Origin of the sequence: Brucella cytisi (assembly GCF_038433355.1) — a bacterium.
Lineage (GTDB): Bacteria > Pseudomonadota > Alphaproteobacteria > Rhizobiales > Rhizobiaceae > Brucella > Brucella cytisi.
Window position 1 is genome coordinate 90919 of record NZ_JBCAUP010000013.1, and the last position, 12267, is coordinate 103185.

Genomic DNA, 12267 nt, shown 5'->3' on the forward strand with positions numbered 1-12267 from the left:
CATCGCCTCTTGAGATCGATAAGGTCGCGGACGTCTTTTAAACCGCTTTCGAGGCGCTGGAAATGCATCAAAAGTGTCAAAAAGTCACGGGTCTAGTTACCGTTATAGGTGTTGCATCGCCCTGGTAAAAGACCTAGTTTCCGCCCGATGCCGGGGAGAGAATTGCGACCTTTATTGAAGGTTTGCATGCCGGCTAGGAGAGCGTTCTCGGGGAGAGCGTTTTGGTAGAGGGAGCGCTGACCGGCGATGAATTCAACCCGGACTAACAAGTTTATCATGGCTTTTCTGGCAACGGTTTTCGTTGTCATGACGACGGGCATCCTGTCCGATTCGCTGTTTCACTCGCCTGCGCCCGAAAAGCCGGGCTTTATCATCGAAGCGGCGGAAGCCTCGACCGGTGAAGGGGGCGCTGCACCGGCCAAGGAAGAAGTTTCCATTGCGACGTTGCTGCAGTCTGCCGATCCGGCGCGCGGTGAAACCGTCTTCAAGCGTTGCGCTGCATGCCATACCGGTGAAAAGGGTGGCGCCAACAAGGTCGGTCCGCATCTGTGGGATGTCGTGAACCGTCCGGCTGCCTCTGTTGAAGGTTTCGGCTATTCGGCTCCCATGAAGGAGTTTGGTGCTGCGGGCAACAAGTGGGATTTTGAACATCTCAACAAGTTCCTGACCTCGCCGAAGGGCTACATCAAGGGCACGGCCATGGGCTTTGCTGGCGACAAGAAGGACAATGAACGCGCTGATCTGATCGCTTATCTGCGCACACTGTCCGACAATCCGGCTCCGCTGCCGACCGCTGATGCGGCACCTGCCGCTGGTGGCGATGCAAAGCCGGCTGAGGGCGGCGAAGCCAAGCCAGCCGAAGGCGAAAAGCCTGCAGAAGGTGCACCGTCAAGCGCCCCGGCAGGCGGCGAACAGAAGCCTGCAGAACCGGCACCCGCCAATTAGGCCTGCAGGATAGAAACATGATCAAAGCCCGGTTCGCCGGGCTTTTTTCGTGCCCGCATTAAATTTCTTGCCCGCATGCCTTTCTTCCTCCGCAAAAACCCATAAAACTCGTTCGAATAGATCCGAAACAGGAACGGAGAGGCTGGATGAGAGCTTTTTGGGCGGGTGCGTTTGCGGTGGCCATGCTTGCGAGCACGGTTTCAATTGGTCGCGCAAATGACGCGGAACCCCAATGGCGATATTCCTCCAGCCTGCTTGGCGAGCCCAAATATCCTGCTGATTTCAAGCACTACGACTATGTGAATCCCGACGCGCCGAAAGGCGGCACGCTGAACATGGTCGCCGTTGGCACCTTCGACAGTCTCAATCCGTTTGTGGTGCAGGGGGTCGCAGCCGCTGGCCTGTCCGATTTCGGCGGCGGTCTTCTCTACGACACTCTGATGACGGATTCGCTCGATCAGGGATCGACGCAATACCCGCTCATCGCCGAAGCCCTGCAGTATCCCGATGATTTCTCCTGGGTTAAGTTCAAGCTCAATCCAAAAGCGAAATGGCACGATGGCCAGCCGATCACCGTCGATGACGTGATCTGGTCGTTCGATGTGCTGAAGAGGCAGTCGCCGATGTACAACAAATATTATGGCGACGTGGAGAAGGCGGAAAAGACTGGCGAACGTGAGGTGAAATTCACCTTCAGCCAAAAAGGCAATCGCGAATTGCCGCAGATTCTGGGACAGCTTGCCGTTCTGCCCAAGCACTGGTGGGAAGGCAAGGATGCACAGGGCAAACAGCGCGACATTACCCGCGCGACGCTTGAAATCCCGCTCGGCTCTTCCGCCTACAAGATCGACAGCATGACGCCCGGACGCTCCATCACCTGGGCGCGCGTCGATGACTATTGGGGCAAGGATTTGGGCGTCAATGTCGGGCGCAATAATTTCGACCGCCTGCGCTACGAGTACTATTTCAACGAGGATGCAACCTGGGAAGCCTTCAAGAAGGGCGGACAGTACGATTATCGCAACGAGAATCGTGCCCAGCGCTGGGCTGAACAGTATAATTTCCCAGCCGTACAGCGCGGCGATGTCGTGAAGGCTTCGTTTCCCTTCCATGCCGCCGGACGTATGCAGGGCTATTTCCTGAACACGCGCCGCGACAAGTTCAAAGACCCGAAAGTGCGTCAGGCGCTGACCTACGCCTTCGACTTCGAATCGATGAACCGCCTGCTGTTCTTCAACCAGTACAAGCGCATCAACAGCTATTTCGCAGGAAACGAGCTGGAGCTGAGCGGCCCGCCGACACCCGAGGAACAGGCCATTCTGGAAACGGTGAAGGATTCGCTTCCTGCTGATGCACTGACGAAGGAATTCAAGCTGCCGGTCTATGACACACCGCAAGCCACCCGCGAAAATCTGCGCACCGCGCTGAAACTCTTTTCGGAAGCCGGCTGGACAGTGCAGGGCAACAAACTCGTCGATGCCAAGGGCAATCCGTTCACCATCGAATTTCTCGGCAAGGACCCGACGGACGAGCGTATTTACAATCCGTTCGCAGCAAGCCTGCGCAAGATCGGCATCAACGCGACCGTGCGTATCGTCGACACGGCGCAATATCAGGCCCGCGTCAATGATTTCGACTATGATGTGGTCACCTCAGTCATCCCGCAGAGCAGTTCACCCGGCAATGAGCAGCGCGACATGTGGGGTTCCAAGGCCGCCGACTTCAAAGGCAGCCGCAACTATGCCGGTATCAAGAACCCGGCCATCGACAAGCTGATCGACCATGTCATCTATGCCAAGGATCGTGAGGAGCTGGTCGCCTCGACCCATGCGCTCGACCGGGCGCTCCTGTGGAACTATTACGTCATTCCGCAATGGTACTCAGACCACATCAATGTGGCCTACTGGAATAAATTCGGAATGCCTGAAAAGCAGCCGGACTATCTTGGGATTGACCCGTTCTCCTGGTGGATAGACCCTGCGAAGGAAGCCAAGCTCAAAACCGGCAGTGAATGAGGGCGGAGCGAGAATGACAATCCTTCGCATGAACCGCCGCCATTTTCTGGGGCTTTCGGGAAGTGCCGCCGTTGCAGCCTTCCTGCCGCCAAGGGCCTTTGCCGACATCCCGACAGGCAAAGCGCTGCATGGGCTTTCGACTTTCGGTGACCTGAAATACGGTCCCGATTTCTCCCATTTCGACTATGCCAGTCCCGAAGCACCGAAGGGCGGCACGTTCAATTTCGCACCGTCGAGCTGGGTCTGGAACCAGAATGCCGACACGTTCAACACGCTCAATACCTTCACGTTCAAGGGTGATGCGCCGCCGCGCATGGAGCTGACCTTCGATACGCTGATGGCTTCGGCGCTGGACGAGCCGGATTCTGTCTACGGCCTGATCGCGGAAAGTGCGACGCTTTCGAAAGATCGCCGCAGTTGCACGTTCAAGCTTCGCAAGGAGGCGCGTTTTCACGATGGCTCGCCTATTGAGGCGAAAGACGTGTTGTTCACCTATGCGACCATCAAGCAGAAAGCTCATCCAACGCTGCGCCAGTATCTGGCAGGCGTCGAAAAGGTGGAGGCAACCGGCAACCGAGAAGTGCGCATGCGCTTCGTCGAAGGGCGCGGACCGAACGCCATCCTTGATGCCGTGGCCGTGCCGATCCTGTCGGAAAGCTGGTTCAAGGATCGCGATTTCGAAGCCACGACCATGGAGCCGGTGCTGGGCTCAGGCGCTTACAAGGTCGGCAATTTCGCCGCCGGTCAGTTCATCGAGTATGAGCGCGTCGAGGATTATTGGGCGAAAGATCTGCCGGTGCAGAAGGGCTTCAATCATTTCGACCGCATCCGTATCGAGTTTTTCCGCGACCGCCAGCCGCAGTTCGAAGCCTTCAAGAAAGGCAGTATCGACTACCGGGAGGAGACCGTCTCCAAGAACTGGGCGACGGCCTATGACTTCCCGGCCATCCAGCAGGGAAAGGTCATCAAGCGCACTTTTCCGAAAGAGAAGCGCCCGCTGATGCAGGCATGGGCGCTGAACCAGCGCCGCAAACGGTTCCGCGATCCGCGCGTGCGCGAAGCAATTGCGCTCTGCTTCGACTTCGAATGGACGAATGAGAACCTTTTCTACAAGGTCTATGCCCGCTCGCAGTCGTGCTTCAACGGATCGGATTTTCAGGCGAGCGGCATGCCGACGCCCGATGAACTGAAAGTTCTTGAACGTTATCGCGGAAAACTGCCGGATGCGGTTTTCAGTGAAGCCGTGCTAATGCCGGTATCGGACGGAACAGGCCGCGACCGCGCGCAGTTCGCGCAGGCCATCAAGCTGTTGGAGGAAGCGGGTTTCGAGCGCAAGAACGGCCAGTTCCACGACAAGGACGGGTCGAAATTCGCGCTGGAGATTCTTTCCAATTCGGAAGCCTTCACCCGGGTCTACAATCCTTATGTGCAGAAGTTGCGCGCCATCGGCATTGACGCCAGCCTGCGGTTTGTCGATGCAAGCCAGTATCAGGTACGGATGCAGGACTTCCAGTTCGACATGGTGGGTATGGCGTTGCAGTTCAGCCCCACGCCGACGCAGGAATCGCTTGCCGGGATGTTTGGTTCCGAATCGGCCAAGGTTCCGGGCAGCTATAATCTTCCCGGCACGGAAGACCCGTTGATCGATGCGCTGATTGCGGATATCGGCAAGGTTTCGACGCGTGAAGAACTCGTCGCCACGATGCAGGTGCTCGATCGGTACTTGCGTATCCGGCGCGACTGGATTCCAAATTGGACGACAGCGAATCATCTCGCGGCCTATTGGGACCGGTTCGGTTTCAAGGAGCCGAAGCCCGATTATGGCTTTCCCGTCGAGACGCTGTGGTGGATCAAGACGTGATTTCGCGAAACCGAAACCGGTTTTCGAGGTCACGCTCTATAATGAAAAGGCAGAAGCTGTTGGCAAGCCATAAGATAAACCTGAACCTGCGGAGAAAACCGGGCTGATGGGCGCATATATTCTCCGCCGTCTGCTTCTGATGATTCCGACGATACTCGGCATCATGGCTATTTCCTTCGCTGTGGTTCAGTTCGCCCCCGGCGGTCCGGTCGAGCGCGTGATTGCGCAGCTTTCAGGCCAGGGCGGCGACGCTCTCGACCGCCTTTCTGGCGGTGGTGGCGATTTCGGGCAGAGTGCCGTCGACAGCGGCTCGGTCAATTCCAAATATCGCGGCGCGCAGGGGCTCGACCCGCAATTCATTGCCGATCTGGAAAAGCAGTTCGGTTTCGACAAGCCGCCGCTGGAACGGTTCGGTCAGATGCTGTGGAACTATCTGCGCTTCGATTTCGGCCGCAGCTATTTTCGCGATATCAGCGTGATCGACCTCATCAAGGAAAAGATGCCGGTTTCAATCTCGCTCGGTCTGTGGCTGACTTTTCTGTCCTACATGATTTCGATTCCGCTCGGCATTCGCAAGGCAATCAAGGATGGTTCGCGCTTCGACACCTGGACCAGCGCCGTCATCATCGTCGGTTACGCCATCCCAAGCTTCCTGTTTGCGATCCTGCTGATCGTGCTGTTTGCGGGCGGCTCGTTCTTCGACTGGTTCCCGCTGCGTGGCCTCACCTCTCCCGATTTCGCGCAAATGTCGTTCTGGGGCAAGATCGGCGACTATCTGTGGCATATGGTGCTGCCGGTGACTGCACTCGTGCTTTCCGCCTTCGCCACAACGACGTTGCTGACCAAGAATTCGTTTCTGGAAGAAATCCGAAAGCAATATGTAACCACGGCGCGCGCCAAAGGGCTGACCGAGAATCAGGTTCTCTATCGGCACGTCTTCCGCAATGCGATGCTGATCGTGATCGCCGGTTTTCCGGGCGCCTTCATCTCGGCCTTCTTCACCGGTTCGCTTTTGATCGAAACCATCTTCTCGCTCGACGGGCTTGGACTGCTGGGCTACCAGTCGGTCATCAACCGCGATTATCCGGTAGTCTTCGCCAATCTCTTCATCTTCTCGCTGATCGGCCTTCTGGTCGGCCTCCTGTCCGATCTCACCTATACGTGGATCGATCCGCGCATCGACTTTGACCGGAGGGACGTGTGATGACCGACACCACCCTCACCCCTGTCGTGCAACCGGTAAAGCGCCCGTGGCTTTCACCACTCAACAAGCGCCGCTGGCAGAACTTCAAGGCCAACAAGCGTGGTTACTGGTCGCTGTGGATCTTCCTGTTCCTGCTCATCGCAGCGCTTTGTTCCGAGTTCATCGCAAATGACCGGCCCATTCTCGTTTCCTACAAGGGCGAGTTGCTGATGCCGGTTTTCGTGGACTATCCGGAAGAAAAATTCGGCGGCTTTTATGCCGTCACCGACTATCGCGACCCGGTGATACAGGATGAAATCAACAACAATGGCTGGGCCATCTGGCCGCCGATCCGCTATTCCTACAACACCGTGAACAACGAGATACCGGAAGCCGCGCCTTCCAAACCGTTCTGGCTCTATTCGGCGGAAGAGCGCTGCCAGCGCTATCCGCAAGGAGTGAGCGATCCCAATTGTCGCTTCGGCAATTTCAATCTGCTCGGCACCGACGATCAGGCGCGCGATGTATTCGCACGCGCACTCTACGGCTTCCGTATTTCGGTGCTGTTTGGCCTGATTCTCACCTTCTTCTCCGCCATCATCGGAGTGACGGCAGGCGCGGTTCAGGGCTATTTCGGCGGCTGGGTCGATCTTCTGTTCCAGCGCTTCATCGAAATCTGGTCCTCGATCCCGGTTCTCTACCTGTTGCTGATTATCGCGGCGATATTGCCGCCCGGCTTCTGGGTGCTTCTGGGCATCATGTTGTTGTTTTCATGGGTGGCTTTCGTCGGCGTCGTGCGCGCGGAATTTCTGCGAGCACGAAACTTCGAATATGTGAACGCGGCGCGTGCGCTCGGCGTGAAGAACGGCACCATCATGTGGCGGCATCTCCTGCCCAACGCCATGGTCGCGACACTGACCTTCCTGCCTTTCATCCTGAACGGCTCGATCACCACCCTCACCTCGCTCGACTTCCTTGGCTTCGGCCTGCCTCCCGGTTCAGCTTCGCTGGGCGAACTGCTCGCACAAGGCAAGAACAATCTGCAGGCACCCTGGCTCGGTATTACCGGCTTTGTGGTCATCTCGCTGATGCTGTCGCTTCTGATCTTCATCGGTGAGGCAACACGCGACGCCTTCGATCCGCGAAAGGCATTTCAATGAGCGGGTCAATGATCGAATCAGGGAACAATATCCTGCTGTCCGTTCGCGATCTGTCCGTCGCATTCCGCCAGAATGGCGAGGAACGCATTTCCGTCGACCGCGTATCCTTCGACATTGCCGAAGGCGAAACGGTTGCCCTTGTCGGCGAATCGGGATCAGGCAAATCCGTCTCGGCCTTGTCCATCCTGAAGCTGCTGCCTTATCCGTCTGCCAGCCATCCTTCCGGAGAAATTCTTTTCAATGGCAAGGATTTGATGAAGGCTTCGGAGCCGGAACTGCGCCGTGTACGCGGCAACGACATCACGATGATCTTTCAGGAGCCGATGACATCGCTCAATCCGCTGCACAGTGTGGAGCGGCAGATCGGTGAAATCCTGAAAATGCATCAAGGCATGGGGGAGCAGGCCGCACGGACACGGACGCTGGAACTTCTGAACGAAGTCGGCATTCGCGAACCGGAAAAGCGCCTGTCGGCCTTCCCGCACCAGCTTTCCGGCGGCCAGCGCCAGCGCGTCATGATCGCCATGGCGCTTGCCAACAAGCCGAAGCTGCTGATTGCCGACGAGCCGACCACAGCGCTCGATGTCACCGTGCAGGCCCAAATCTTGAAGCTGCTGGCCGAGCTTAAAGCCGCACAGGGCATGTCGATGCTCTTCATCACCCACGACCTCGGCATTGTGCGCAAGATCGCCGACAAGGTCTGCGTGATGAGCAAGGGCAAGATCGTCGAGGCCGGGCCGACCAAAGAGATTTTCGAAAACCCGCAGCATCCCTACACCAAGCACCTGCTTGCGGCTGAACCGAAGGGCGAGCCGCCTGCCGCCGATCCAGCAGCAAAAACGGTGATGGAAGGCAAGGATATCCGTGTCTGGTTCCCGATCAAGAAGGGGTTCATGCGCAAGACCGTCGACCATGTAAAGGCGGTGGACGGCATCGACGTAAACTTACGCGCCGGACAGACGCTCGGCGTCGTCGGCGAATCGGGTTCCGGCAAGACGACGCTTGGCCTCGCACTGTCGCGCATGATTTCATCCAAGGGCGAGATCAGGTTCGACGGGCGCGATATCGCCAAGTTCAGCTTCAAAGATATGCGCCCGCTGCGCCGCGAGATGCAAATCGTGTTTCAGGACCCATTCGGCTCGCTCTCTCCGCGCATGACCATCGCGGACATCATCGCCGAAGGGCTTCTGGTGCATGAGCCTAAACTGTCGGCAGACGAACGCGATGCGCGTGTCGTTGCCGCGCTCAACGAGGTCAATCTCGATCCGGAAACCCGCTTCCGCTATCCGCACGAATTTTCAGGTGGCCAGCGCCAGCGCGTCGCCATTGCGCGCGCCATGGTGCTGAACCCGAAATTCGTTATGCTGGACGAACCGACCTCCGCGCTCGATATGAGCGTGCAGGCGCAGGTGGTCGATCTGTTACGCGCATTGCAGAAGAAGCATGATCTCGCCTATCTTTTCATCAGCCACGATCTGAAAGTGGTGCGGGCGCTGGCAAATGACGTGCTGGTGATGCGCAACGGCAAGGCGGTCGAATATGGCGCGGCGAAGGATGTTTTCGCCAACCCGCAGACCGACTATACCAGGGCGTTGATGGCGGCGGCCTTCCGGATGGAGGCAACAGAGGGAGGAGCAAGACAATGAGCGAAACCAAGGGCAACATCCTTTTGGCGATCACCGACTGGGACCCTGAAATCTGGCTGAAGACGTTTCGGGATCACGCGCCGGATCGTCCGGTGGTGACGGATCGCACGGAAAAAGATCCGTCCGTCAAATATGCGCTCGTCTGGAAGCAGAAGCCGGGCTCGCTTGAGAACCTGCCCAATCTGAAGGTGATCTTCTCGCTGGGCGCAGGCGTCGATCACGTCTTCCGCGATGACCGGATTCCCGATATACCACTGGTGCGCATCATCTCTGACGATCTCACTATGCGCATGACGGAATATGTCGTCTGGCAGGTGCTGGATCATCACCGCCTCGGACAGCGCTATCGCAAGCAACAGCAGAATCATGTCTGGCATGAGGATCGCCGCCAGCCTGCTGCTCATGAAGTCACTGTCGGTATCATGGGCCTCGGAGTGCTGGGTCGCGACGCGGCTGAAAAGCTGAAGTTGCTCGGCTTCAATGTCACCGGCTGGAGCCGTCGCCCGCAAGAGATCGATGGCGTGCAGACCTATCACGGCAAGGACGGCTTTGGGAAATTCCTCAAGACGGCTGACATCTTCGTCTGTCTGCTGCCGCTGACGCCCGACACAAAGGGCATCCTCTCCATGTCGATGTTCGCGCAATTGAAGAGCGACGGGCCGCTCGGCGCGCCGGTGCTGATCAATGCCGGACGAGGCGGTCTGCAGAACGAGGCCGATATTCTGGCCGCACTCGACCGCGGGCTTCTTTCGGCAGCTTCGCTTGACGTGTTCACGCAGGAACCGTTGCCGACCAGCAGCCTGCTCTGGGATCATCCGCGCGTGACGATCACTCCACACGCGGCGGCAAGCTCATCCGCAACCGCTCTTGTGCCGCAGATCATCCGGCAGATCGAAGCCTTCGAGCGGGACGGAACGCTGGAACATATTGTAGATCGCAGCACGCAATATTAGGCAGCAATCCCAATTGCTCCATCCTCGCCGACCGTCACCCGATGGCCGGCGAGTTGCTTTTGCGCCTCGCAGTCGAATTCAACGGCGATAGGCACATCATGCCCCATTTCACGAGCCACGATGAGGCCAAGGAGCAGGATCGCATCCGGTTCATGCAGGACAATGGCCGCCGGCGCATGACCGCTATGGACCAGCTCCAGAAGAACGGCTGCTGCCGATGACGACCCGATGGTTCCGGGCAGGCACAACACACGCCCGGCGATGCTCCGCCCATGTTCCGGATGGCGCACATCGGCAATCCGCCCGCTCTTCGGATCGACACCGCCCCAGAAGCTAATCGGCGCGGAGAGAACCAGCGCCTCAGCATCTGCGCCTTTTCCTGCGACGAGTACAGTGCTTTCCCCGATGCTCATGCCGCCTGCCTCCCGAAAACCGGCCTGCCTGCGACAGCGCTTTCCACGCATTCTTCCAGCGAACCGTAAAGCACGCCATAGCCTGTATTGCCAGGTGCATAATGGGCGAACTTGCCAGAGTTTGTCATCAGAACCGCATCATTCTTAGCTGGCAAAATTGGTGTAACAACCACGCATGTGTCGGCGACAATCACGACGCCTGCTTTTTCAAGCACCTGCCTGCGCCCGTCTTTCTCCAGCTCAACCAGCGCATGACGGCCCGTGCAGGCATAAAGCGGCACCGCGAGCTTGCGTTCCGCTATGGCGCGCTCCAGACGGTCGAATTCGGTTATCGAAAGATGCGGACTGCCAATGGCTACTGCATCGATATGATCCACCTGCCCGACAGTTGAAAGCCGCTTGCGCGTCGCCTCGATCATTTCTTGCGTGACGTGGATAACACCTTCCGGCTTCTGATGCTGCAAAGCCGTTTCAAGATCGGGGGCTTCGGGCGTGACACCAGCAACATGGAACAGACCAACTGCGCCAACCGATGCCGATGCCGCGCCGAAAGCCTTGAGATCGTCTTCATCGGGATGGACCGGACTGCCTGCAACGACACCAATATTCGTACCCACGCTGCGACCAAACAGATTGCCGAGAATAGGCCAGGCGATTTCCGAAGACAGAAACGCCGGGTCCAACCCTGAAATATCGATCACCACCGTAGCGCGACGGTTTTCGCTGCGATGCAGACCATAATCGGGCGCGCGGCCAGCAATCGCACAGGCAATATCGAGGAAATCGCCATAACGATTGGTACGCGCACCCAGAACCGAATTGCAGAACACGACTGCATTGGATTCACCCCAGGCGACATCTGTGCCCTTTGCTGGCCTGTGTCCCGCTTGATACGGAGCGCAGGTCCAGGTCGGCTCGCAACCAAGCTTGATATATGCGCGCATCATGCGCTTGGCCATATCAGCTTCGTGAGCCGGCAAAAGATTATGCGAGCAGCCAGTCAGATCGATGGAACCGACATTAAGCGTTGAGCGGACTTTGACCTTTGCACCACCCTCAACCAGCTTTTCTGCGAAAAGCGTTCCGCTATCGCCGTGATAAAGCGCTCCGTCAATATGTGCCGATGCAACCGGGATCAGACGCGGCGCGCCCATCAGCTTTGCTGTTTCGGCCACAATGCGCATGGCCATCGCAGCGCCTTCTCCCTGTTCCCCGGCGGCTATCGACCGCTCTTCATGGGTTAATGTCAATGCCATGCTCAGCCCTTCTTGCGTGCCTTGTAGCGAATGGTTTCAAAACGGACATTCAGTGCATTATAGAGTAGAAGGCGACCAACCAGCGGCTCGCCGATGCCAGTGATAAGCTTGATGACCTCCATCGCCTGCAGACTGCCGATCACACCCGGCAGGACGCCAAGCACACCGGCTTCGGCACAGGTTGGCACCGTTCCGGGTGGCGGCGCTTCTGGAAAGAGATCGCGATAAGATGGGTTCTGCGTACCATCCGGCCCAGTCGTATAGGGCATCAGCACGGTGACCGTGCCATCAAAACGGCCCATGGCGCCCGTCACTAGCGGTTTTCCCACCCTGGCAGCAGCATCGGCCAGAATATAACGCGTGGTGAAATTGTCCGAGCCATCCACCAGGACGTCATAATTGCCGATCAACGTCTCAACGTTGTCCGCATCAAGGCGAAGCTGGTGTCCCTCGACCTTCACATGCGGGTTGATGCGGGCAATGGTGGCAAGCGCGCTTTCCACCTTTGGCAGGCCAACGCTTTGCGTATCGTGAATGACCTGTCGCTGCAGGTTCGACAGCGATACAGTGTCGTCATCGACGATGCCGAGCGCGCCGACACCGGCAGCCGCCAGATATTGCAGCACAGGCGCGCCAAGACCGCCTGCGCCGACGATCAGCACGCGAGCGGCCTTCAGCTTCTGCTGGCCCGGACCGCCGATTTCTGGCAGCACGATATGGCGCGCATAGCGTTCAAGTTCTTCGGACGAAAATGGTCTGGATGGTGCATTCATACCTCCAAACATATGCCTCTCCCAAGGCGCTGTCAGCGGATATTTTGCCTCACGGCGCGATC

At 57.9% G+C, this 12267-nt stretch carries 10 protein-coding genes; 7 read left to right on the forward strand and 3 right to left on the reverse strand.

Annotated elements, in window-relative coordinates; genetic code table 11:
- Positions 1-246: 246 nt before the first annotated feature.
- The 7 genes from AAE521_RS14300 to AAE521_RS14330 all read left to right on the forward strand — a co-directional run bounded on the left by AAE521_RS14300 (position 247) and on the right by AAE521_RS14330 (position 9763).
- Positions 247-945, forward strand: a complete 699-nt coding sequence (locus AAE521_RS14300) for a c-type cytochrome (protein ID WP_342061645.1) — start codon at positions 247-249, stop codon at positions 943-945.
- A gap of 146 nt (positions 946-1091) precedes the next feature.
- A complete protein-coding gene (locus AAE521_RS14305; RefSeq protein WP_342061646.1) occupies positions 1092-2960 on the forward strand; it encodes an extracellular solute-binding protein in 1869 nt (622 codons plus the stop codon).
- Positions 2961-2973: 13 nt separating this feature from the next.
- Positions 2974-4821 carry an extracellular solute-binding protein gene (locus AAE521_RS14310; RefSeq protein WP_342061647.1) on the forward strand — a complete coding sequence of 616 codons (1848 nt, stop codon included), beginning with the start codon at positions 2974-2976 and terminating at the stop codon, positions 4819-4821.
- 106 nt (positions 4822-4927) lie between these two features.
- Positions 4928-6025, forward strand: a complete 1098-nt coding sequence (locus AAE521_RS14315) for a microcin C ABC transporter permease YejB (protein ID WP_010657819.1) — start codon at positions 4928-4930, stop codon at positions 6023-6025.
- Positions 6025-7164, forward strand: coding sequence for an ABC transporter permease (locus AAE521_RS14320; protein WP_029926121.1), 1140 nt, complete (start codon positions 6025-6027; stop codon positions 7162-7164). The genes AAE521_RS14315 and AAE521_RS14320 overlap by 1 nt, the downstream gene beginning before the upstream one ends.
- On the forward strand, positions 7161-8810 hold the full coding sequence (locus AAE521_RS14325) for an ABC transporter ATP-binding protein (RefSeq protein WP_342061648.1): 1650 nt from the start codon (positions 7161-7163) through the stop codon (positions 8808-8810). The genes AAE521_RS14320 and AAE521_RS14325 overlap by 4 nt, the downstream gene beginning before the upstream one ends.
- Positions 8807-9763 carry a 2-hydroxyacid dehydrogenase gene (locus AAE521_RS14330; RefSeq protein ID WP_342061649.1) on the forward strand — a complete coding sequence of 319 codons (957 nt, stop codon included), beginning with the start codon at positions 8807-8809 and terminating at the stop codon, positions 9761-9763. The genes AAE521_RS14325 and AAE521_RS14330 overlap by 4 nt, the downstream gene beginning before the upstream one ends.
- On the opposite strand, the gene AAE521_RS14335 is transcribed toward AAE521_RS14330, so the two are convergent.
- Genes AAE521_RS14335 through AAE521_RS14345 form a run of 3 tightly spaced genes read right to left on the reverse strand, consistent with a single transcriptional unit; the run spans position 9760 to position 12217 of the window.
- Positions 9760-10176, reverse strand: coding sequence for an aconitase X swivel domain-containing protein (locus tag AAE521_RS14335; protein ID WP_342061650.1), 417 nt, complete (start codon positions 10174-10176; stop codon positions 9760-9762). The two genes, AAE521_RS14330 and AAE521_RS14335, sit on opposite strands and share 4 nt — an antisense overlap.
- Entirely contained in the window at positions 10173-11432 is a 1260-nt protein-coding gene (locus AAE521_RS14340; RefSeq protein ID WP_342061651.1) for an aconitase X, read from the reverse strand. The genes AAE521_RS14335 and AAE521_RS14340 overlap by 4 nt, the downstream gene beginning before the upstream one ends.
- A 2-nt stretch (positions 11433-11434) precedes the next feature.
- Positions 11435-12217 (reverse strand): molybdopterin-synthase adenylyltransferase MoeB, encoded by a 783-nt coding sequence (locus AAE521_RS14345; protein ID WP_342061652.1) that lies wholly within the window; start codon positions 12215-12217, stop codon positions 11435-11437.
- Positions 12218-12267: the final 50 nt, after the last annotated feature.